Raw genomic sequence first — 22,699 nt, 5'->3', positions numbered from 1 at the left:
ATAGGATTTATACTATTTTTGCTCTATTATTTATGATTTAAGTTTAAAAATCATTTTTAATAACTCACAAATTTACAAAATGTTTTACAACTGCATTTTTAGAGCAGTTTTTATTAAAATAAATTAACATCATCCAACTTGTTGGAAACTTCTTTTTTATGAAATCACAAGATATTCGTTCCACATTTTTAAATTTTTTTCAAGAAAAAAAACATCTAGTTGTTCCTTCTGCTCCAATGGTAACTAAAGATGACCCAACTTTGATGTTTGTAAATTCTGGTATGGCACCTTTTAAAGAATATTTCTTAGGTAATGGAAAGCCAAAAAAAAATAGAATTACAGATACACAAAAGTGTTTACGAGTTTCTGGAAAACATAATGATTTAGAAGAAGTAGGTTATGATACCTACCACCATACGTTGTTTGAAATGTTAGGCAATTGGTCTTTTGGAGATTATTTTAAAAAAGAAGCAATTGCTTGGGCTTGGGAATTGCTGACCGAAGTCTACAAAATTGACAAAGACATTTTGTACGTTACTGTTTTTGAAGGAAGTGATGATGCCGATAATTTAAACATGGATACTGAAGCGTATGACATTTGGAAGCAATACATTGCAGAAGATCGAATTTTAAAGGGTAATAAAAAAGATAATTTTTGGGAAATGGGAGATCAAGGACCTTGCGGACCTTGTTCTGAAATTCATGTAGACATTCGTTCTGCTGCAGAAAAAGCTAAAATTGATGGAAAAACCCTAGTAAATGAAGATCATCCTCAAGTGGTGGAAATCTGGAATTTGGTGTTTATGCAATACAACCGAAAAGCAAACGGAAGTTTAGAAGAATTGCCTAACAAACACATAGATACAGGAATGGGTTTTGAACGTTTGTGTATGGTTTTACAAAACGTTACCTCTAATTATGATACAGATGTTTTTACACCAATTATTAAAGAAATTGAAGCCATAACAAATAGCAAATACAATACTGATGAAAAAGTTGACATTGCTATTCGTGTAATTTCAGATCATATAAGAGCTGTTGCATTTTCTATTGCAGATGGCCAATTACCAAGTAATAATGGAGCAGGTTACGTAATTCGTAGAATTTTAAGACGTGCTGTACGCTACGGTTTTACTTTTCTTGATAAAAAAGAGTCTTTTATATACAAACTAGTTGCTGTTTTGAGTGAAAAAATGGGAACTGCGTTTCCAGAAATTAAAGCACAACAGCAATTGATTGAAAACGTAATTAAAGAAGAAGAAACTTCTTTTTTAAGAACATTAGATCAAGGATTGGTACTGCTAGATGGTATTATCTCATCTGCAAAAACAAAAGAAATTTCTGGTGATAAAGTTTTTGAACTCTATGATACTTTTGGTTTTCCTATAGATTTAACGGCCCTTATTTTATCTGAAAAAGGTTATACGCTTGATGAAAAAGGATTTGAAGCAGAATTGCAAAAACAAAAAAATAGATCTAGAGCGGCTAGTGAAATGAGCACTGAAGATTGGACTGTTTTGATAGACAATGCTACCGAAAGTTTTATAGGTTATGATGCTTTAAAAAGCAAATCTAACATTATAAGATACAGAAAAGTTACTTCTAAAAAGGATGGAGAATTATATCAAATAGTTTTAGATGCGACTCCTTTTTATCCAGAAGGCGGAGGTCAAATTGGTGATAAGGGTTTTTTAGTTGATGAAAATGAAAACAAAACATTCGTTTTTGACACTAAAAAAGAAAACAACGTTATTATTCATTTCACCAAAAACCTACCAAAGAACTTATCAAATTCTTTTGATGCTATTGTAGATGCCCAAAATAGGTTTAATACAGAATGTAATCATACAGCTACACATATACTACACCAAGGTTTAAGAACAATTTTAGGCACACATGTAGAACAAAAAGGATCTTTGGTAAAAGCAGATTATTTGCGTTTCGATTTTTCTCACTTTTCAAAAGTTTCAGCTAACGAATTACAAGAAGTAGAAGATTTTGTAAATACTCGTATTGCTGAAAAAATTGCTTTAGATGAAAAAAGAGACATTAGCATGCAACAAGCAATAGACGAAGGTGCAATGGCATTATTTGGCGAAAAATATGGTGATACCGTTAGAGCTATTAAATTTGGAGAATCCATTGAACTCTGTGGTGGAACTCATGTAAACAATACCGCTGATATTTGGCATTTTAAAATCAAGTCAGAAGGTGCTGTAGCTGCAGGTATTAGAAGGATAGAAGCAATTACCAATAATGCAGTAAAAGATTTTTATTTTAAAAACAATAAAGCGCTTTTAGAAATTAAAGAAGTGCTAAATAATACCAAAGAACCTGTTAAAGCCGTTAAAGTTTTACAGGACGAAAACACATCACTCAAAAAACAAATTGAGCAATTACTAAAAGATAAGGCTCAAAATTTGTCTGGTGAAATTAAAAGTCAACTGCAAGAAATGAATGGTATTCAATTTTTAGCTACTAAAATAGATTTAGATGCAAATGGTATTAAAAACTTAGCATTTGGTTTAGGAAAAGAATACGATAATTTATTCTTATTATTTGCTGCAACTCCAAAAAAAGACAAAGCACTTTTAACTTGTTATATTTCTAAAGAATTAGCAAAAGAACGTGGTTATGATGCTGGTAAAGTAGTTAGAGAATTGGGTAAACTCATTCACGGTGGTGGAGGTGGCCAACCTTTCTTTGCTACTGCTGGAGGTAAAAATCCTGGAGGAATTCCTAAAGCGTTAGAACAAGCAAAAGAATACCTAAATTAAACTTTTCTATTTTTCTGTGGTCTAAAGAATTGAAATACATTGTTGTATTTATTTTCATATCTTTAGAACGTGGCTTATTTAGATACTTATTCCGGAAATTGGTCTGCAGAAAAAGCAAGACATTTATTAAGAAGAACTTCATTTGGTATTACTCCAGATTTAGTTGCAGAGTCTGTAACATTAGGTTTGTCTGCAACTGTAAACAAATTATTTGAAGAAACTCCTTTACCAGAACCTCCCTTAAAATATGAACTTGATGGTACTGGTAGAAATGAAGTAAATGACCCAGATGTAAACTACGGAGAAACTTGGGTAAATGCGCCTATTTATCCTGATTTACCAACCTCGCAAGAAAGAAATCGTGTTTTTAGATCTAGAAATAGATCTTTGTATGCATGGTCATTTTTAAACATGCAAAATTCTGGAATTTCAATAAGAGAAAAACTTACCCTATTTTGGCACAATCATTTTGTTTCAGAAAATACAAATCCGCATAGAGAGTTTTACTATATGGATATTTTGCGAAAAAATGCTCTAGGCAACTTCAAAGAGTTAACCAAGCAAATTACAATAGACCCGAATATGTTAATTTACTTAAGTGGTAACGAAAATCAAAATAATGCGCCAAACGAAAACTATTCAAGAGAATTATTAGAGCTGTTTACTATCGGTAAAGGAGCAACCGCAGGTAGCGGAGATTATACCTATTACACAGAAGAAGATGTTGTAAAAATAGCCAAAGTTTTAACAGGATGGAGAGCTAGATGGATTAGACATGAAGATGCATTAAATGCTTATTTTACCGATAACAGACACACAAAAGGAGCTAAAACTTTATCACATAGATTCAACAATACTGTTATTGCAGAAAATGGAGATGAAGAATATAAAGATGTAATAGATCTAATTTTTCAACAAGAAGAATGCTCTCGTTTTATAGTAAGACAATTTTATAGATGGTTTGTAACTGCAGAAATATCTGACGATATAGAAACCAACATTATAGAGCCCTTAGCAAAAACAATACGAGATAATGATTATGAAATTGCACCCGCTTTAAAAGTATTACTCTCATCAGAACACTTTTATGAAAATACATATTGTATGATTAAAAGCCCTATAGACTTAATGCTATCTGCTACTAAGTCTTTATTATTCTCAGCTCCTAAAACAACAATTAAATTAGAGTACGATTTTGCATATTTATTGTATTTAGCATGTACAGATTTAGAGCAATCTATCTTTCATCATCCAGATGTTGCAGGCTGGAAAGCCTATTACCAAGAACCTTTATTTTATAAAACTTGGGTAAACAGTTATACCTTACCTAAAAGGTTAGCGTTTTGCAAAGTAATTGTAACTGGTGGTGAGTTATTGATAGACAAAAGAAAATATAGAGTTCCTCCTTTGGTACCTGTTTTGTTAATCGCTACAAAAATTACAAATGCAGAAAACCCAAATGCTTTGGTTACAGGGTTGGCTAGTCAGCTTTTTAATTATGAAATTTCTCAGGATCAGGTAGATAGTTTAAAAGAGTTTTTAATTCAAGGATTGCCTGATTTTGAATGGACGGTAGAATACTCAGACTATTTGGCAAATCCTACAGACCTAGCATTAAGAGCTTCTGTAGAAAATAAATTGAGAAATTTGATAGGAACAATGGTACAAATGTCTGAATTTCAAATCATGTAGTTATGAAAAAGAATCAGAAACTTAACAGAAGAGATTTTATAAAACTAAGTTCAATAGCCTCAGCTTCTTTGCCTTTGGCTTTAAGTGGTTTTCCAATTTTTGCAAACCACAAACCAAAAGAGTATAATTTTTCTGAAGATAATGAAAATGTATTGGTATTGATACAATTGCAAGGTGGTAATGATGGATTGAATACAGTTTTTGATTTAAATCAATATGCCAATTTACAAGCTGTACGTTCTAATATCATTATTCCTGAATCAGATTTATTAACTGTTAACGGAACAACTCGTTTTCATCCAAATATGACAGGAATGCAAGATATTTGGAATGATGAAAAACTAGCTGTCATACAAAATGTAGGGTATCCTAATCAAAATAGATCGCACTTTAGATCCACAGATATCTGGAACTCTGCTTCGGATGCAGAAGAGTTTATTTCTTCTGGTTGGATAGGTCGTTTTTTTAACGAAAATCATCCTCAGTTTCCAGAAAGCTATCCAAATGAAAACAATACAGACCCTTTTGCCATAACCATTGGTAGAATTGTTTCTGAAACTTGCCAAGGAACTTCAGCAAATTTTTCTATGGCTTTAGAAGACCCCGATAATCCTGGGACTGCCCTTGTAACTAGCAACGGAGAAATACCTGAGAATTGTTATGGTGATGCCTTAAGTTTTGTAAACGATACCATTAGCCAAACCAATGCTTACGCAACTGTTATAAAAAACGCATCTAATTCAGGCAACAATGTCTCTCAAAAATATATAGATTCTGGTTTGTCAGAAAAACTGAGACATGTTGCTAGATTGATTTCTGGCGGCTTAAAAACCAAAGTTTTTATTGTACAATTAGGTGGTTTTGATACACATGACAACCAAGTAATAGAAGGAGATAAAAAAACTGGTAGACATGGAGTACTATTGCAAGAACTATCTGATGCAATTGCAGCGTTTCAAGACGATATTGAATTGTTAGGTATTGACAATAAAATTATTGGAATGACATATTCTGAATTTGGAAGAAGAATTCGTTCTAACGGAGGTTTAGGTACAGATCATGGTACAGCTGCACCGTTATTTCTCTTTGGTTCTTGTGCTAACAATACTATTTTAGGAGATGCACCAGAAATAGACACTCAGGTTGATGATAAAGAAGGTGTACAAATGCAATATGATTTTAGAAATGTATACAGTACCATTTTAACAGATTGGTTAGGGGCTACAAAACAAGAATCTAACACCGTTTTGTTTGATGAATTTGATGCACTACCCATTTTTAAAAGTGGTTGTTCTGCAGCATTATCTATTGATGATTTTTCTTTAGATAAATTAGATATAGAAGTCTATCCAAACCCAACAATACATTCTATAAAAATTCGCTTTTACGGAAATAATGAAAACGTAAAAATTACTTTATATAATAGTATTGGTGCTGTAGTTAAACAAATTACAAATAAAAAATACAGCTCTATACAGCATGCAATTGAAGTTGACTTGCAATATTTGGCTTCAGGAAATTATTTTGTACACTACCAATCTAAAGGAATTTCTAAAACAAAGAAGTTGTTGAAGTACTAATTTTATTCTAAATTTACATTAGAACTAGACAGACTTCTAATGAAACTTCAAACCAAGATTCCTATTACAAAAGTGACACACAACCAAATAGATTATACGTCTAAAATTTTGGTGTTAGGATCCTGTTTTTCAGAAAATATTGGTAAAAAACTCGGTTACTTTAAGTTTCATGTTACTCAAAATCCGTTTGGAATTCTTTTTCATCCAAAAGCCATAGAAAAGATGGTTTTAGATGCAATAAATACCAAAGAATATTTAGAGAAAGATATTTTTTTTCATCAAGAACGTTGGCACTCTTTTTATACACATTCAACTTTAAGTAGTCCTAATAAAACTAAATTTTTAAGCGATGTAAACACCGCATCACAATCAGTTTTTTCTACATTAAAAACAGCAAATCATATAATTATTACCTTAGGAACATCTTGGGTATATAGACATATTGAAAGTGATACCATTGTAGCCAACTGCCATAAAATTCCGCAAAAAAAATTTTTAAAAGAGCTACTTTCTGTTTCTGAAATTATAGAAAGTTTAGAGGCAACTGTACAACTCATAAAATCTATCAATACAAAAGCAACTATCTTATTTACAGTATCTCCTGTACGTCATCTAAAAGATGGTTTTGTAGAAAACACACAAAGTAAGGCTCATTTAATTGCTGCAATTCATCATCTTATAAATGTTAGAAATAACATTCATTATTTTCCTAGCTATGAAATTATGATGGATGAGTTAAGAGAATATCGTTTTTATGCAGAAGACATGATTCATCCCAACCAAATTGCAATACATTACATCTGGGAGAGATTTGTAGAAACCTGGTTTTCAGAAAACACAAAACCAATACTTAAAGAAGTGGATAATATTCAAAAAGGAATGCAGCACAAACCTTTTTATAAAGACTCTAAAGAGCATAAACAATTTTTACAAAATTTAGAAGCTAAAAAAGAGCGCTTGCAAAATCAATTTCCGTCTATTCGATTTTAAAATAAGGCATTTGGCGTATTATAAATGTCTTTTTAAAAAGTGGCATTTACGCTTTTAAAATCATTAGTGTGTTCAAAAATATTTTTTATCCAACAACACAAAATGTGTTCATTTGGTTAGGTGCTATTTATTTACTTTTTTTACTTTATATTGGTAAAGCATCTCCTATTATTATTCTCTTTGCTTATTTTTTAGAAACCATTATTATAGGTCTTTTTACCACTTTAAAAATGTTGTGGAGTATTGTATTCGGAAAATCTAAAGGCTTTAGTTTGCTTCTTATTTTTACAATTCATTATGGTTTTTTTGTAGCCATCCAATCTATTTTTGGGTTCGCGCTGTTTAGCATAGAAAATACTTCTGTTATTAAAGAACCTTTTCATATTCTACAGAATTACGGAATCATAATTAATCTAGAGGGTATTCAATACGCATTTCCTGCTATTTTTCTGAATCATATAGGTAAATTTATTTCAGATTTTTTGCACCATAAAAAATACTTAGTTTTTAGTGCTAAAGATTTAATGTTTAAACCTTACGTACGCATTTTTATACAGCAGTTTGTTGTAATTATATCTTTCTTTTTTATCGTTTTTACAAACATTGGCTTTGTCTCAGCGATACTGCTAGTGCTTTTTAGGTTAATTGTAGATCTATCTTTGGAATCAATTAAAAAAAATTCTAAGACCTTAGATGCTTTGGCACAAATACTTGCCAACAAAAAAGTGTCTATAGAAGAAATTAAGAAACAACTCATTTTATTTACAGAATAAATATAAAATATACGTCATTTGCCGTATTGTAACAACTTTTCAATTTTTACAATTTTGTTGAGTAATCTTAAAAAACAAAAAAATGAAAAGTTTAAATTTTGTCCTATTAATTTGTGTATTCACTTCAATACATCTTTTTTCTCAAGATTTAGGGGAAATCAACGTAAAAAATCAATTTTACGGTGTAAAAACGATGAAAAAAGCACCTAAGAAAATCTACATCAACTCTTTTAATGTAAATTATGAATTTTATAAAGAAGCTGTAGATTTTAAAAATGGTGGAAACGGTGGTAGAATTGGTGGTAATAAAGGAAGTGCAACTGCAAGAGCTGCCATTGGTTTAGGGGGTATACAAGCAAATTTAATGCAAGAAAAAACCAACAAATTATACACAAACTTTGTAAACAGATTGAAAAGTGAGGGCTATGAAATTATAAGTGCAGATGAAGCCGGAAAAACAGAATTATACAACGATTGGAAAAAAACTACAGGGCCTTCTATTGGCGAAAGTTTTTCAGGAATTATTAATACCGTACCAGAAGGATTTTCTTTCTTTTACAAGAGAAAAACAGACAAAGGTGAAATTAAAAAAGGTTTTCTAGGAGGTATTGGTAATCAGGCAAAACTATCTAAGGCCCTTGGAGAAGCTACCATTGCAGATGTAAATCTTTTTGTAATGTTTACAGAAAATGGAACCAACTTATTTAAAGGAAGTGCAGCCAAAGTAAAATTAAAAACCAATTTACGTTTGGCAAGTAACTACCTAATTTCTGTACCTGTAAAACCAAAAAAGAAAAAAGGGATAGCTGGTAAACTTTTGGGCTCTGTAAGTATTAAAGGAGCAACCAATGATTATCCTGCAAGTTCAAATATTACGTTTATGCAGGGTAAAGTAGGTTTAGGTTCTAAAGCCTCGTTTACAGGAATACTTAAAGAAGATATAGAAATTAATGGTGTTGTAGAAAAACAAAAAGTAGTTGCATACCAAAAACAAGGGTCTTTTGTACCTACCTCTTTTAGTACGTATTCTGGTTATTTAAGTGCTACTGCAGACCGGTTTTCTACCACTACAAAGTGGATAGATGTTGATGCAAAAAAATACGCCGAAGGATACTACAATTCATGTAATACATTTTTAACTAAACAGTTAGATGCTTTTTTTGCTAAGATGAAATAATAATTCAAATTTATTTTCTTCGATAATTTTTCTTTTAACGATACTATTATGAAAATTACAAAATATGTCTTTGTACTACTTTTTTCTGTATTAATATTGAGCTGTATTGGTTACGGAGACAGACTAAAATATGATAAAACAGACGTTTATTATACCATGAAGGTAGAAAAAACTGATGCAGAAAAACTTGGTAATTATTTGGTAAGTTCTGGTTTTACAGATGGTAAAGAAAAATCTGTTCAATTATCAAAAAATGATGAAAACGGAAACTATCAATTTAAAATGGTAACCTCTAAAGAGGCGACAGACAGCAAAAGTTATGAAGTAATTTTTAGATTGTATGCTCAACAAATTTCAGATTCTGTTTTTAACAAACAGCCTGTAGAATTTCATATATGCGATAATACTTTTAATACACTAAAAGTAATTTATTTACACAAACCTAAGTCTACAGAATTATAGAAATAAAAAATATAAACTTTGTTTTTTAGGATTACAAATGGCTGGTGTTTACAAATCGGCATCAGTCATTTCCTTAAGAACAACAGCCAAAAAAAGAGAACCGTATGCGACAATTATTAATACTATTATGGATTACAGTTGGTTTTTATTTCAACAGTTTTGGTCAAACTGAAATTTATAATTTAAAGTCTCAAAACTTACATAAAAACGTAAGAAAAGTAATTTCACATTATTACGGTTATGACTCCTATAGTGGTGGTTTTGTTAAAAGATCGGTAGACATTAAACGCTACAATAACCAAGGAAATCTTGTAGAAACCTATTACTTGTACAATGGTAGTTATTCTGAATCTACGCCTGTAAAAAAACTATATAATTACAATACAGAAGGATTATTACTAGACACAAAAGACATCAGCGATAAAAAAGGAAAATACACAAATAACTTCTTATTTTCTTATGACAAAAAAAATAATTTGATCAAAAGAGAATCTCTTTATAAAGATGGTAGCAAATACTTTATTCAGTATTCAAATGATAAGAGAGGTAACACAGTTCATCAAAAAGAATACAACAAATCTAACAATTTAATAGCAGAAGTTAATTATACATATAAAGGCAGTAAAAAAACAACAAGTAGAAAAAGTTTTAGCAGTAAAGACGGTAGCATTATAGGCACTTATACTACAATTTTTGAAGATGGTAATAAAACCTTGTACAAATCTAACAGCACCTATGGCAACTCTACGACTACTTATAAATACGATAGAAAAGGAAATCTACTACAATCTAATTCAAAAGGAAAAACAGACACTAGCATAAAGTACGATTACATATATGATAAAAAAGACAATTGGATTAAAAAACACTATAGATCTGGTAAATATCAATATTTTTATTTTAGAGAAATCCATTTTGAAAATGGCGATGTTACAGGAAGTACTAATTTTGACCCAAAATTTGTTAACGGTTTAGGCAACTTCCCAAATACGGATGTTGTTCCGCTAAAGAAAAAAACAAATACAACAAACAACAATACTTCTAATAACGTAGAAACCAATAGTTCTTACATAACAAGTAAGTTTTACAATTTTAACTATGTATATTCTAAACAAAAAGTTAAAAAATTATCTGGTACTTTAAAAATGAGCAGTACAGACGGCTCTGTAATTAAATATGGAAGCAATGTTGATGTAAATATAAAATTTAATGGTGAAGAGTTTAATTTAAAAATGACTGTAAGCTCTTTTAAAACCACAGATAAGGGAAATTACGAATGGAAAATGAAAAATAAATACAATGATAGTGCACTCTTTAGAGTATATAAAACTACTAAACTTCTTAGAGACAACCCATTAACCGTAAGTTTTAATGTAAATGGTTTTTTTAAAGTGGTAGATCAAAAAAACGTTACTACCGGATTTTATTTAAAATAGCGTTCATAACATGGCCATACAAATCACTATTTTTATTTCTGTTTTTATTCGTTTATTTTTTGTTTTAGGATTGTGGTTGGTTGTGGTTCATCAAAAATTTAAGAAAACTCAGAAAAATCGTTTGCAGTCTCTGGTAATTGAAGTTGAGAAAGAGAAACATCAACAAGAAAACCTAAAAAGTGTTTCTCAACAAATTATTGGTTTTGAGAGTAATACTGCTCTGAAATTTAGAAAGGTAAATCTTGCTATTGTAACTATTGATTTTTCGTTAAGAGAGATTTTTTGAGTACTTTTTACTATATTTCTAACAATAAACTGTTTAAATTATGAAAAATAAGCTTCTATTTAGTTTGTTTTTATTTCTATGTTTTTTTAAAACTATCTTTTCACAAGATAGTTATTTGAGATCTCAATCTGAATTTGAAACAATATTAAAAAAGGCAAAAGAGAATTTAAAAAATAATAATGAGGATAGTATTATTAATTATTTAGAAAAACTTAAACCTTACTCAAAATCTAAAAATCAATACAATGACTACATTAGGTACTTAATAAACACGATTCACTTTTTTGATACTAAAGGTAGTTTTGAAAAAAGCATTAAAGTTGCTCAAGAAGGAATAGATATTGCTGAAAGATACAATGATTCAACAATAATATCAGAAATATTGGCTGATATGTCTCACTCATACCGTCTATTTCAAGATTACAAAAAAGCTATAGTTTATGGTAAAAAAGCGGTAGAAGTATTACCAGATAATGAGGAAAAAGAAAACCTTTTGCTAAAAGCAAACGCATTAAATATGATAGCTGCTGCCCATACAGAAAAAGGTTATCCTGATAGTGCTATAGTTTTTCAAAAAAAGGTTTTAGACTTTTTACCAAAAGTAGATTCATTTGATATTAAAAATACATTTGTAAATATTGGCTATGCATTTATGGAAACCAATAGGTTACCAGAAGCAAAACTGTATACAGAAACTAGCTTAAAGCTTTATAGACCAACAAAAAGTGATTATGCAATGGCTTCTATTTTTACCAATTTAGGCATGTATGGACGAAGAGCAAAAGACCATAAATATTCTTTACAAATGTTTGACTCTGCTATTTATTATGCAAAAAAAAGTAAATATATTGAAACTTTTGAATGGATTTATGAAGAGAGGGCACAAGTGTATCAAGCATTAAATAATTACAAAAAAGTTTCAGAAGATTTAAATAATTTACTCATCATTAAAGACTCTATGTTTACAAAACAAAGAGATAAAAATGCACAAGAAATAGAAGCTGTTTATCAAACAGCAAAAAAAGAAAAACAAATATTGAAACAAAGAGAAGAGCTTTTAGCACAAAAGCTAGCCATTAAAAACAGAACAGTATATACTATTTTGTTAGCTTCTTTATTAGTTATTTTTGGTGTTAGCTTCTTTGCCATTTATAAAAGAAACCAACTTAAAAGAAAACAACTTCAAAAAGAAATTGACTTAAAAGATGCTTTGGCTAAAATTAAAACACAAAACAGACTGCAAGAACAACGTCTAAGGATTTCAAGAGATTTGCATGACAATATAGGTTCACAATTAACTTTCATTATTTCTTCTATTGATAATTTAAAGTTTTTATCTAAAAATGCTGACGTAAAATTAAAGGATAAGCTAACAAACATTAGCACTTTTACAGGAGATACTATTCACCAACTTCGTGATACGATTTGGGCAATGAACAAAAACGAAATCTCTATGGAAGATTTACATTCTAGAATATTGAGTTTTGTTGAAAAGGCTAAAATTGCTACACAACATATTGAGTTTTCTATCAATAATAATATCCATACAGATTTTAGTTTTTCATCCGTTCAGGGAATTAATATTTTTAGGGTAATACAAGAAGCCATTAACAACGCTATAAAATATGCAGAAGCCAAAACAATTTCTATTGATATTGATATTGATATTGATATTGATATTGATATTGATATTGAACAACAAAAAAATGACCTTGTTATTGTTGTAAAAGATGACGGAATCGGATTTTCTATTGCAGAAGTTACTCTAGGTAATGGCTTATCTAACATGGAAAAACGCATGAGTGAAATTGATGGAAAAGTTTTAATTGATTCTAAAAATACCTTAGGTACTAGTGTTACACTAAAAATTAAAATAAATACGACAGATGACGTATAGTTTATGTCTTCAATTCTTATTTTCTTTATTAAAAAAATAAACTTATGAAATTAAAAGTTTGTATTGCAGAAGACAATTATTTTTTAGTAAAAACTATTAAAGAAAAACTTTCTTTTTTTGATGATATTGCTGTAAAATTCCATGCTAATAATGGTGCTGAACTAATAGGTAAATTGGAAGAAAATCATAATATTGATGTTGTTCTTATGGATATTCAAATGCCGCAAATGGATGGTATTAAAGCTACAGAAATAGTAAAGAAAAAGTACCCTCATATAAAAGTAATTATGTTGACAGTTGTTGATGATGACGAATGTGTTTTTAATGCTATAAAAGCGGGCGCAAATGGATATTTATTAAAAGAAATTGATGCAGAAAAATTGTATAAAAGTATTTTAGAAGTTACAAAAGGTGGTGCGCCAATGACGCCAAGTATTGCTTTAAAAACCCTAAACCTATTAAGAAACCCTAAATTAGCAGACACAAAAATAGACGATCAAGAAGACATAAAACTATCTAAAAGAGAAACAGAAATTTTAATACAATTAAGCAAAGGGTTAAATTATAATGTAATTTCTGACAACTTAATTATCTCTCCTTCAACTGTTAGAAAACATATTGAAAATATTTACAAAAAATTACAAGTACATAGCAAAATGGAAGCTGTAATAAAGGCTCAAAAAAGAAATTTAATTTAATACAAAAAAAATTGTAATTTTATAAGGATGAACTCCCCCTCAAAAACATGATTCAAAAAATAAGTATAGGTGTTTTTTTTGCTACCATTTTAGGCATGTTCATAACGTCTATGTTTGTAAGTAAAGACGCTTCTTTATCAGAATTAATTTTTACAAAAATAACCGCTACTACTATAATCACTGGTGTTTTTTGTGGTATATATGCATCCTTTTCTAAATCTAAATTGCAGATATTTTTAATTTCAATAGGTATTGGTCTTATTGTTTTTTATGCAAAATATCTAATTACTGGTCATCATTTTGATCCAGTAACTATGGGTGCTTTTGTGGGTGCCATCTTAGGCACTATCTTTGCAGGAATAAAAAAAATAGCACAATCTATTACCCTTTATAATAGCGTTCAAAAACTTAAAAGAGTAAGAAAAAGATTTAGCAATTAGTTATGAAACGTATTGATTTACGTTTTGCCAAGGCCCCCCGTTAATTACATCAATTCCGTTTTGAGATAAAAATTGAGTTGCTTGCCCGCTTCTTGCACCGCTTCTACAAACTGCAATAACTGGTTTTTTCCAAGATTTTACTTTTTCTACTTCTGTAGGTATCTCGTTTAATACAATATGTTCTGCCCCTTCTACATGCCCTTCATCCCACTCTTCTTGAGTTCTTACATCTAAAACTACTGCACCTTTTTCTAAATATTTTTTAATTTCTCCCGATTTGTCTTTTTCACTAAAAATACCAAATAAACCCATTTTTTTATTTTTTATTGATTGCACAAAGCTAATCCATTTTCAATTAATTTTGTGTAGCTTTTGTTACATTTTAACCCCTCTAACTTTTCTAAAATTAACGAGGTATTCTTATATTTATAATGCAAAGTTAATTCATATAGTTCTAATAACAATAACCAGTCTGATGGAAATTTACGGTTTAACTCTTTAAAGATATCTTCAATTTTACGTTCAGATACTGTATTGTTTTCTCTCATTTCTCTAACCTCTTTATACAAAGCATACAAATCTTGTTCTGAGGCAGAATAACGTATTTTCTGAGTTTTAGTTTCAGAAACTTTTCCCAGTTCTAGAAAAGAGTTAACGTCTGCAGGACCTGAATAAGCAGCCACAACTTCTTTACCTATTGCCATATCATAAATTCCCCATTCGGGTTGAAATAATATTTCATTTAAATAACGAACAGTACAATTTTTAAAGGTAATTAACTGAATTCTTCCTCTTAAATCTCTTGTTCCTGTTATAACTTCACCTTCAACATATATACCTCCTTCAAATTCTAGATTAATTTGTTTTCCTTCATAAATTTGATATGCTTCTAAATCTCTTGGGCTCATGTTTTCTATAGGAATATTAATACCCTTTAATTTTCCTATTGGGCTTCCAAAACCGTCTTTATGATTTTCAACTCCATGACCAATTAATTCTTTATCTCTATTTGATAATGCCGTTTCTCCTGTAGTTTGAAAATAAATAGGTTTTCCGTTTTCATCTGCAATTACTTTGGTAAATACACCAGAAATTTGAACTCCTGTACTCAACTCTATGGTTCCTAAATTTTTAGAATCAATTAATTTTTGAAGTCCTTGTAAACCTCCTGTTCGTATCCCCATTTTATTTGCAAACTGTTCTAAAACTAAACTTAAATGCGCAAAATCTGGAGTTACAAATAATTGTGGTTGCGGTTTTGTAATATCAAAATTAACACGAGCAGCTTCTATAGAATAGGGTACTTTTTTTACCTCATCTTGCATGCACCACTTACTTTCTCCTATAGAAGATAACAAACCAGCTCCGTATATTTTTGGTTTTTTAATATTACCAATTAAACCATATTCTACGGTCCACCAGTGTAAGTTTCTAATCTGAGCCATCTCAGAAAGTTCACCCATATTTTCTTGTAAAAATGCTACTTTTTCTTCTGCTTCTTTAATTGCCTTTTCAGATGAGTTTGGATTCTCTTTTAGGATAGAAAGTAGTCTAATTGCTTCATACATTTCATAATCTTTAGCAGATGAAATGGCTTTACTTCCTATTTCTCCAAATCTTCTTAAATATTCTGCATATTCTGGATTTGCAATAATTGGAGCATGACCTGCTGCTTCATGAATAATATCTGGTGCAGGTGTATATTCTATATGATTTATAGTCCTCATATCTGAAGCAATAACAAGTACATTATAGGCTTGAAATTCCATGAAGGCATTAGGAGGAATAAAACCATCTACTGAGACTGCCGCCCAACCAATTTCTTTCAAAATTCTATTCATTCCTTGCATGTACGGAATTTGAGCAATAGAAATACCTGTTTTTTCTAGGCCTTCTAAATAAGAACCATGAGCAACTTTACTCAAATATGCTACATTCATTCTCATTACATACCTCCACACAGCTTGGTTTTGGGCTGTATATTCATTATAAGGTTGCTGTATTACAAACTTATGTAAATGCTTTGGTAATTTTTTTGTTACCTCATTCAATTCAAAATGTGGGCTCATAGTTTATATTGAATTATCCTCACAAAAATAAATACAAAAGGATTAAAATTTATTTAAATGATGTTAAAAAGAAGTATTTTTATAATATCCATAAAAAAAGACCATCTTACTAGCTGTCAGATGGTCTTAATTAAATTTCTTTAGAGTAATTAATTCAAATAAATATCCAAAGTCGTATATTAAAGTTATATGGTTGTTTGTTTAATAATACACTATTATAAAGACGTTCAAATTTTAGTTTTGTTACATCATTTTAATTATTTAGCAATTAATTAACAAAATAATGATTTTTGTTACAAAATAAACTTAAAAAAACACCATATTACTATAAAACAAAAAGAATTGCACCTTTATAGTACAACTCTTTTTTTAGTTGGGGGGGATAAAATATCTTAGTTCTTCGTAGCTTTATTAAGAATCTTAATCGCATCTACCGCCTTAGATCTTTTTGCCATATCTAAAGCTGTCATTTTGTTACTACTACATTTTGCGTTAACATTTGCTCCGTTGTCTATTAATAATTGTACAATTTTAGCTCTGTTTTGTCTTGCCGCAAACATTAAAGGCGTTAAACCATTAGATCTCTGATTTACATTTTCACCAGCTTCTATAAGTGCTTTAACAGATTCATATTTCCCTAATTGAATCAGCTTACAGAATGCACTAACGTCATAAGTAATATCGCTAACTATTACTTTACGTGTTGGTTCATCATTAATTGATGTTGCATTAACTGTAGAAAATGTAGTTGCAAAAATGGCTAAGGTTAAAAATAATTTTTTCATGATTTTAAAAATTTAATTTAGGTTAAAAAAGTTGTTTGTTATGCTTTATAGACTATTGCATTTTAATTATGTTTCAGTAAAACCAGTTCTTTAACACAGATTTAACAATAAAACCTACCTTTATTTATCAATTTAAGAATATCAAATAGCGCTATCGGTTTCGTAAAAAAATTAAAAAAACAAGAAAATCTTTACTATTTTTACGGTATAATTCAAGACAATGAACAAGAAAGTTATCCTTATGATTTTAGACGGATGGGGTATTACACAAGACCCAAAAGTATCCGCTATTTACAATGCAAAAACACCATTTATTAATAGTTTATACGATAAATATCCGAATGCAGAATTAAGAACTGATGGAGAACATGTTGGACTTCCTGAAGGTCAAATGGGAAATTCTGAAGTAGGACACATGAATCTTGGTGCAGGAAGAATTGTTTACCAAAATCTTGCTCGTATAAATAAAGCTGTTAAAGAGAAAACTTTGGGTAAAGAAAAGGTTTTGTTAGATACTTTTAAATATGCCAAAGAAAACAATAAAAATGTTCATTTATTAGGATTAGTTTCTAACGGAGGAATACATGCTCATATAGATCACTTAAAAGGTCTTTTAGATGTTGCTAAAGAAAATAAAGTAGAAAATGTTTACCTACATGCTTTTACAGATGGTAGAGATTGCGACCCAAAATCGGGTACATACTTTATTAACGACATTCAAGAATACATGAAAGAAAGTACAGGAGAATTAGCTTCTGTAACTGGTCGTTATTATGCAATGGATAGAGATAACAGATGGGAACGTGTTAAAGAAGCATACGATGGTTTAGTAAACGGTGTAGGTACCCAAACTACAGATGTATTAGCAACTATCAATAAAAATTATGACGATGGTTTAACAGACGAATTTCATAAACCAATTATTGTAACCAACCAAGATGGTTCTGCTAAAACTAAAATACAAGAAGGTGATGCTGTTATCTTTTTTAACTACAGAACAGACAGAGGTAGAGAGTTAACAAATGCTTTATCTCAAAATGATTTTCCTGAATTTGGAATGAAAAAATTAGATTTATACTATACAACTATAACCTTGTATGATGAATCTTTTAAAGGTATTAATGTAATTTATAATACCGATAATATTAAAAATACTTTAGGAGAAGTACTTTCTGCTGCGGGTAAAAAACAAATTAGAATTGCAGAAACAGAAAAATACCCACACGTTACATTTTTCTTTTCTGGAGGACAAGAAGAGCCTTTTAAAGGAGAATCTAGAATCTTAAGAAATTCACCAAAAGTAGCTACTTACGATTTGAAACCAGAGATGTCTGCTTACGAATTAAAAGATGCATTGTGTGCCGATTTAGAAAAAGGTGAAGCAGATTTTGTCTGTTTAAATTTTGCAAATGGAGATATGGTAGGACATACAGGAATTATGGAAGCTGCTATAAAAGCATGCGAAGCTGTAGATAATTGTGCTAAAAGTGTTATAGAAACAGGTTTAGATAACGGATATTCTATTTTAGTAATAGCAGACCACGGTAACTGCGAAACTATGATGAATCCTGACGGTTCTCCTCACACAGCACATACTACTAACCCTGTGCCTTTTATTTTAGTTGATAAAGAAATAAAATCAATAAAAAGTGGTATCTTAGGTGATGTAGCGCCTACTATATTAGATTTAATGGGTGTAGAGCAACCAAAAGAAATGACACAACATTCTTTATTATAATTCTATAAAAATGAGAAACCTATTTTTACTAACCTTTATCTCTTTATTATTTTCATGTACAGTGCAAAAAAAAGTAACTGCAGTTAAAGATAAAGCTGGTAACTTAATTGGTGTAATTAATAAAGAAGCATTTTATCAAACCCCATATAGTTCTTGGTTTGCTGAAAACTATGAGAATTACAATCCTAATAAAAATATTATCGCTTCTTTACAAAAAGAATTAATAGGGGTTTCAATTAAAGGGTTTATGGGTACCTGGTGCGGAGATAGTAAAAGAGAAACACCTCATTTATACAAACTATTAGAACTAACAAATTATAACTTAAAAAAGTTAGAACTAGTTGCGGTAAATAGAAGTAAAAAAACTCCTAATAATTTACAAAAAGGATTCAATATTATTAGAATACCTACATTCATCTTTTATAAAGATGGAAAAGAGATAGGAAGATATGTAGAATACGCTAGAGAATCTTTAGAAAAAGATATTTTAAAAATTGTTACAGGGCAAGACTATAAACATTCTTATATTAAATAATGCTACCTAATAACCCTTTAATTATAGCTGTCGATTTTGATGGTACCATTGTAGAAGATGCGTATCCAAAAATAGGGAAAGAAATGATTTTTGCCTTTGATACGTTAAAGAAACTTCAAGGTCAAGGTCATCGTCTTATTTTATGGACCTACAGAAGTGGAAAAAGGTTAGATGAAGCCGTTACTTTTTGTAAAGAAAACGGACTTGAGTTTTATGCTGTAAACAAAAATTTCCCAGAAGAGGTTTATAATGAAAAATACAGTAGAAAAATTCATGCAGATTTATTTATAGACGACAGAAACATTGGTGGTTTTTTAGGGTGGACAGCCATCTATAAATCTATATTCAATTATGAGCCTCCAATAAAAAAGAAAAAAGGATTTTTTTCTTTTTTCAAATAAAATTACCTTTCTTTTTATAATCTAAAATATAGTAACTTTGTGGTTCAATTTTTTCAAAATGATTAAAATTAAAACCAGAGAAGAAATAGAAATTATGCGCGAGAGTGCATTAATCGTTTCAAGAACTTTAGGTATGCTAGCAAAAGAAGTAAAGCCAGGAGTTTCTACTTTGTATTTAGATAAACTAGCTGAAGATTTTATAAGAGCAGAAGGCGCTATTCCTGGATTTTTAGGGTTGTACGATTTTCCTAACACGCTTTGTATGAGTCCTAATTCTCAAGTAGTACATGGCATCCCTAATAAAGAACCTTTACAAGAAGGTGATATTATTTCTATAGATTGTGGTGCTAAAAAGAATGGCTTTTACGGAGATCATGCCTATACTTTTGCTGTTGGAGAAATTGATGTAACAACTCAAAAACTGTTAGATATAACTAGAGAAAGCTTGTATGTTGGTATTAGAGAATTTAAAGCAGGAAACCGAGTTGGAGATGTAGGGTATGCTATACAAAACTTTACTGAAAAACACGGTTATGGGGTTGTTAGAGAATTGGTTGGTCATGGTTTAGGAAAAGAAATGCATGAAGACCCAGAAATGCCAAACTATGGAAGAAGAGGTAGAGGTAAAAAATTTACAGAGGGTATGGTAGTGGCTATAGAGCCAATGACCAATTTAGGAACTCATAAAATTAAACAACATACAGATGGTTGGACCATTACTACTTTAGACAATAAACCTTCTGCACATTTTGAACACGATGTTGCGATTGTTAACGGAAAACCAGAACTTCTTTCCACATTTAAATATGTGCATGAAGCCTTAGGTATTGTTACAGATGAAGAAGATGAGTTTAGACAATAGTTTTAATTTCATTTTTAAAAATAACATTTTCATTAACAGCATTAAAATTTGTGTCGCTATTTAAATCTATCTTAAACACCATTCCAAGACCTTTGTTAATCAAAGTAAGTTATGTGGTACGTCCCATAATAGCATTTTCTTTAAAAGGAAATAAATACACAGACCCAATAGATGGTAAAAGTTTTCGTAAATTTTTACCTTATGGATATGGGAAACAACGTAAAAACGCTTTGTCTCCATCTACATTATCATTAGAAAGACACCGTTTAATGTGGCTATTTTTGAAAGATGAAACCAATTTTTTTTCATCAACAAAAAAACTAAAAGTATTACATATTGCACCTGAACAGTGTTTTTTGGACATCTTTAGAAAACAAAAAAACCTAGAATATATTACATCAGATTTAGAATCTCCTATTGCAGATGTTAAGGCAGATATATGCTACTTACCTTTTACAGATGATGAATTTGATGTTGTTTTTTGTAATCATGTTTTAGAGCATATTCCAGATGATACCAGGGCTATGCAAGAATTGTATCGTGTCTTAAAAAAAGGAGGTTTCGGTATTTTTCAGATTCCACAAGACTTATCTAGAAAAGAAACTTTTGAAGATGACACCATTACTGACAGAAAAGAGCGTGCTAAGATTTTTGGGCAATATGATCATGTAAGAGTATATGGTAAAGACTATTTTAACAAACTACGTTCGGTTGGTTTTACTGTTGATGAAGTAGATTACACAAAAAAAATTGCCCCAAAAGAATTAGAACGATTTTGTTTGATGAAGAATGAGATTCTTCCCGTATGTTATAAAAAATAGCTTATTTATGAGATCTTAAAAAATCTACTTGTTTTTCTAATTTTTCGCCTCCCAGAACAATAAATTGACCTTGCATAATTTGATATTTTCCATTCTCTAGTTTTACAACTTTAGAATTACCTGTATATTTACCAGATTCATCTTTTGGAGCAGTAACCTTTGTTCCGTTTTGATTTATCCAAATTGTTTTATTTCCTTTTACTGCTTGAGATTTGTTGTTGTAGAAAAAACCTATATTTTGATAAGTAGAATTTGCGTTTAAAACACTACCGTCTATTGAACATAAAAATGAATTAACTTTATACTGGTTTGGTAAATATAAAGGATGAATACCGCCACCTAAATGACCTCCAAAACGATACCATTCTTTAGCTATCTTAACTTCTCCATCTTTGTTAGATTTATCAATAACATCATTTCTTTTTAAATCTTTCAATAATTCTTCTTCATTAGCTACTTTAACAAATTTTCTGGCATTTAAATCGTAAACCATAGGTTTGTAAGAATTATTTGGATAAGTCACTAACCTACCATTTCCTCTAGGTAACATTACTTTTCCGTAATGTGTAGAAAGAGCATTAAACTCTGATGGGCTTGGTAACATATAACCAGAATGAGAACTATTTATGTATGCAAAAATCTTTGTAGGTGCTTCTTTAGTATTTTTAAGAATAAAAAAACCATCAAAATGTAAGGCATCTTGATAAGTATCTGCTTTAACCAATATTTCTCCACGATCACTCATTACTCCAAAAAATCCTTTAGCTTCAAATAAAGCCAAATTATCTTTATTAAATGTATAAATACTATCTACCTTTAGAGAAAGAGCTTCAGATTTATTTCTCCACATAGTCTTTAAAGAATCTATTTTTCTTAATTCCTTTTCTTTTTGTAAACGTGCTAAGGCTAGTTGTTTTTCTTTTTGTTCTAAAGTTTCTATTTCTTCATTTATATTGACAAAAAGCTCTAAAAAGTCTTGATATTCCTCTGACTTTTTATTTTTAGCTAACAAAAAATATTGTTTTGCATAGGCTTGAGCTTCTTTAAATCTATCTAACTCAAAATGAATATAGGTACCCAATCTTGCTATTCTATGTGAAGTAATAGTATCTATATACTTCATAGCTTTATTGAAGTGATCTAAAGATTCTTCAATTTCTAAATTACCAAGACTTTCTTCAGATCTTTTTATGTAAACGTTTGCAATATCTTTTTTTGATTGTCCAGAAATTGTCGTAAAAGCTACCAAACAAATTAGTACAAAAAGTAAGTTTTTCATA

Annotated in this window: 21 protein-coding genes; 17 read left to right on the top strand and 4 right to left on the bottom strand. The window is 30.1% G+C overall.

Annotated elements, in window-relative coordinates; genetic code table 11:
- Positions 1 to 158: 158 nt before the first annotated feature.
- The 12 genes from alaS to DUT90_RS11150 all read left to right on the top strand — a co-directional run bounded on the left by alaS (position 159) and on the right by DUT90_RS11150 (position 14,208).
- Positions 159 to 2,777, top strand: a complete 2,619-nt coding sequence (gene alaS / locus DUT90_RS11205) for an alanine--tRNA ligase (protein ID WP_114427277.1) — start codon at positions 159 to 161, stop codon at positions 2,775 to 2,777.
- A 69-nt stretch (positions 2,778 to 2,846) separates the two neighbouring features.
- Positions 2,847 to 4,469, top strand: coding sequence for a DUF1800 family protein (locus DUT90_RS11200; protein ID WP_114427276.1), 1,623 nt, complete (start codon positions 2,847 to 2,849; stop codon positions 4,467 to 4,469).
- A 2-nt stretch (positions 4,470 to 4,471) separates the two neighbouring features.
- Entirely contained in the window at positions 4,472 to 6,049 is a 1,578-nt protein-coding gene (locus tag DUT90_RS11195; RefSeq protein WP_114427275.1) for a DUF1501 domain-containing protein, read from the top strand.
- A 39-nt stretch (positions 6,050 to 6,088) separates the two neighbouring features.
- A complete protein-coding gene (locus DUT90_RS11190; protein ID WP_114427274.1) occupies positions 6,089 to 7,039 on the top strand; it encodes a GSCFA domain-containing protein in 951 nt (316 codons plus the stop codon).
- A 68-nt stretch (positions 7,040 to 7,107) separates the two neighbouring features.
- Entirely contained in the window at positions 7,108 to 7,812 is a 705-nt protein-coding gene (locus DUT90_RS11185; protein ID WP_114427273.1) for a DUF6498-containing protein, read from the top strand.
- Between the two features lie 82 nt (positions 7,813 to 7,894).
- Positions 7,895 to 8,989 (top strand): hypothetical protein, encoded by a 1,095-nt coding sequence (locus tag DUT90_RS11180; protein ID WP_114427272.1) that lies wholly within the window; start codon positions 7,895 to 7,897, stop codon positions 8,987 to 8,989.
- Positions 8,990 to 9,037: 48 nt separating this feature from the next.
- The gene (locus tag DUT90_RS11175; protein ID WP_114427271.1) at positions 9,038 to 9,451 is read left to right on the top strand and encodes a hypothetical protein; all 414 of its coding nucleotides are present in this window, start codon (positions 9,038 to 9,040) and stop codon (positions 9,449 to 9,451) included.
- Between the two features lie 104 nt (positions 9,452 to 9,555).
- Positions 9,556 to 10,887, top strand: a complete 1,332-nt coding sequence (locus DUT90_RS11170; protein ID WP_114427270.1) for a hypothetical protein — start codon at positions 9,556 to 9,558, stop codon at positions 10,885 to 10,887.
- A gap of 10 nt (positions 10,888 to 10,897) precedes the next feature.
- Complete coding sequence (locus DUT90_RS11165) at positions 10,898 to 11,173, top strand: hypothetical protein (protein WP_114427269.1); 276 nt, start codon at positions 10,898 to 10,900, stop codon at positions 11,171 to 11,173.
- 115 nt (positions 11,174 to 11,288) lie between these two features.
- Positions 11,289 to 13,070 (top strand): ATP-binding protein, encoded by a 1,782-nt coding sequence (locus tag DUT90_RS11160; protein WP_181858194.1) that lies wholly within the window; start codon positions 11,289 to 11,291, stop codon positions 13,068 to 13,070.
- Between the two features lie 44 nt (positions 13,071 to 13,114).
- Positions 13,115 to 13,768 (top strand): response regulator transcription factor, encoded by a 654-nt coding sequence (locus DUT90_RS11155; protein WP_114427267.1) that lies wholly within the window; start codon positions 13,115 to 13,117, stop codon positions 13,766 to 13,768.
- A 47-nt stretch (positions 13,769 to 13,815) separates the two neighbouring features.
- Positions 13,816 to 14,208 carry a hypothetical protein gene (locus DUT90_RS11150; RefSeq protein ID WP_114427266.1) on the top strand — a complete coding sequence of 131 codons (393 nt, stop codon included), beginning with the start codon at positions 13,816 to 13,818 and terminating at the stop codon, positions 14,206 to 14,208.
- On the opposite strand, the gene DUT90_RS11145 is transcribed toward DUT90_RS11150, so the two are convergent.
- The 3 genes from DUT90_RS11145 to DUT90_RS11135 form a co-directional block, all read right to left on the bottom strand.
- Positions 14,209 to 14,520: a rhodanese-like domain-containing protein gene (locus DUT90_RS11145; RefSeq protein ID WP_114427265.1), complete on the bottom strand. Its 312-nt coding sequence runs from the start codon at positions 14,518 to 14,520 to the stop codon at positions 14,209 to 14,211.
- Positions 14,521 to 14,531: 11 nt separating this feature from the next.
- On the bottom strand, positions 14,532 to 16,277 hold the full coding sequence (locus tag DUT90_RS11140; RefSeq protein WP_114427264.1) for an aromatic amino acid hydroxylase: 1,746 nt from the start codon (positions 16,275 to 16,277) through the stop codon (positions 14,532 to 14,534).
- A gap of 392 nt (positions 16,278 to 16,669) precedes the next feature.
- On the bottom strand, positions 16,670 to 17,062 hold the full coding sequence (locus DUT90_RS11135; protein ID WP_114427263.1) for an ankyrin repeat domain-containing protein: 393 nt from the start codon (positions 17,060 to 17,062) through the stop codon (positions 16,670 to 16,672).
- Positions 17,063 to 17,282: 220 nt separating this feature from the next.
- On the opposite strand from DUT90_RS11135, the gene gpmI reads away from it, so the two are divergent.
- The 5 genes from gpmI to DUT90_RS11110 are packed head-to-tail and all read left to right on the top strand — an operon-like array spanning position 17,283 to position 21,419.
- Positions 17,283 to 18,800: a 2,3-bisphosphoglycerate-independent phosphoglycerate mutase gene (gene gpmI, locus DUT90_RS11130; protein WP_114427262.1), complete on the top strand. Its 1,518-nt coding sequence runs from the start codon at positions 17,283 to 17,285 to the stop codon at positions 18,798 to 18,800.
- 10 nt (positions 18,801 to 18,810) lie between these two features.
- Complete coding sequence (locus DUT90_RS11125; protein WP_114427261.1) at positions 18,811 to 19,335, top strand: thioredoxin family protein; 525 nt, start codon at positions 18,811 to 18,813, stop codon at positions 19,333 to 19,335.
- Positions 19,335 to 19,736 carry a BT0820 family HAD-type phosphatase gene (locus DUT90_RS11120; protein ID WP_114427260.1) on the top strand — a complete coding sequence of 134 codons (402 nt, stop codon included), beginning with the start codon at positions 19,335 to 19,337 and terminating at the stop codon, positions 19,734 to 19,736. The genes DUT90_RS11125 and DUT90_RS11120 overlap by 1 nt, the downstream gene beginning before the upstream one ends.
- A 58-nt stretch (positions 19,737 to 19,794) precedes the next feature.
- Positions 19,795 to 20,598, top strand: a complete 804-nt coding sequence (gene map / locus DUT90_RS11115) for a type I methionyl aminopeptidase (protein WP_114427259.1) — start codon at positions 19,795 to 19,797, stop codon at positions 20,596 to 20,598.
- A gap of 50 nt (positions 20,599 to 20,648) precedes the next feature.
- Positions 20,649 to 21,419 (top strand): class I SAM-dependent methyltransferase, encoded by a 771-nt coding sequence (locus tag DUT90_RS11110; RefSeq protein WP_114427258.1) that lies wholly within the window; start codon positions 20,649 to 20,651, stop codon positions 21,417 to 21,419.
- A gap of 1 nt (position 21,420) precedes the next feature.
- On the opposite strand, the gene DUT90_RS11105 is transcribed toward DUT90_RS11110, so the two are convergent.
- The gene (locus DUT90_RS11105) at positions 21,421 to 22,698 is read right to left on the bottom strand and encodes a hypothetical protein (protein WP_114427257.1); all 1,278 of its coding nucleotides are present in this window, start codon (positions 22,696 to 22,698) and stop codon (positions 21,421 to 21,423) included.
- Position 22,699 lies beyond the last annotated feature (1 nt).

The sequence above is a fragment of the Polaribacter sp. WD7 genome, from assembly GCF_003335085.1.
In the GTDB taxonomy this organism is placed as follows: Bacteria; Bacteroidota; Bacteroidia; order Flavobacteriales; family Flavobacteriaceae; genus Polaribacter.
Note: the sequence above shows the minus strand (reverse complement) of the source record. Positions and strands in the feature narration are given on the sequence as shown.

Excerpts from the sequence above, each read along its gene's own strand:
- alaS (WP_114427277.1), top strand. The coding sequence starts at position 159 with ATGAAATCACAAGATATTCGTTCCACATTTTTAAATTTTTTTCAAGAA.
- DUT90_RS11195 (WP_114427275.1), top strand. The coding sequence starts at position 4,472 with ATGAAAAAGAATCAGAAACTTAACAGAAGAGATTTTATAAAACTAAGT.
- DUT90_RS11190 (WP_114427274.1), top strand. The coding sequence starts at position 6,089 with ATGAAACTTCAAACCAAGATTCCTATTACAAAAGTGACACACAACCAA.
- DUT90_RS11180 (WP_114427272.1), top strand. The coding sequence starts at position 7,895 with ATGAAAAGTTTAAATTTTGTCCTATTAATTTGTGTATTCACTTCAATA.
- DUT90_RS11175 (WP_114427271.1), top strand. The coding sequence starts at position 9,038 with ATGAAAATTACAAAATATGTCTTTGTACTACTTTTTTCTGTATTAATA.
- DUT90_RS11170 (WP_114427270.1), top strand. The coding sequence starts at position 9,556 with ATGCGACAATTATTAATACTATTATGGATTACAGTTGGTTTTTATTTC.
- DUT90_RS11165 (WP_114427269.1), top strand. The coding sequence starts at position 10,898 with ATGGCCATACAAATCACTATTTTTATTTCTGTTTTTATTCGTTTATTT.
- DUT90_RS11155 (WP_114427267.1), top strand. The coding sequence starts at position 13,115 with ATGAAATTAAAAGTTTGTATTGCAGAAGACAATTATTTTTTAGTAAAA.
- DUT90_RS11150 (WP_114427266.1), top strand. The coding sequence starts at position 13,816 with ATGATTCAAAAAATAAGTATAGGTGTTTTTTTTGCTACCATTTTAGGC.
- DUT90_RS11145 (WP_114427265.1), bottom strand. The coding sequence starts at position 14,520 with ATGGGTTTATTTGGTATTTTTAGTGAAAAAGACAAATCGGGAGAAATT.
- DUT90_RS11140 (WP_114427264.1), bottom strand. The coding sequence starts at position 16,277 with ATGAGCCCACATTTTGAATTGAATGAGGTAACAAAAAAATTACCAAAG.
- DUT90_RS11135 (WP_114427263.1), bottom strand. The coding sequence starts at position 17,062 with ATGAAAAAATTATTTTTAACCTTAGCCATTTTTGCAACTACATTTTCT.
- gpmI (WP_114427262.1), top strand. The coding sequence starts at position 17,283 with ATGAACAAGAAAGTTATCCTTATGATTTTAGACGGATGGGGTATTACA.
- DUT90_RS11125 (WP_114427261.1), top strand. The coding sequence starts at position 18,811 with ATGAGAAACCTATTTTTACTAACCTTTATCTCTTTATTATTTTCATGT.
- DUT90_RS11120 (WP_114427260.1), top strand. The coding sequence starts at position 19,335 with ATGCTACCTAATAACCCTTTAATTATAGCTGTCGATTTTGATGGTACC.
- map (WP_114427259.1), top strand. The coding sequence starts at position 19,795 with ATGATTAAAATTAAAACCAGAGAAGAAATAGAAATTATGCGCGAGAGT.
- DUT90_RS11105 (WP_114427257.1), bottom strand. The coding sequence starts at position 22,698 with ATGAAAAACTTACTTTTTGTACTAATTTGTTTGGTAGCTTTTACGACA.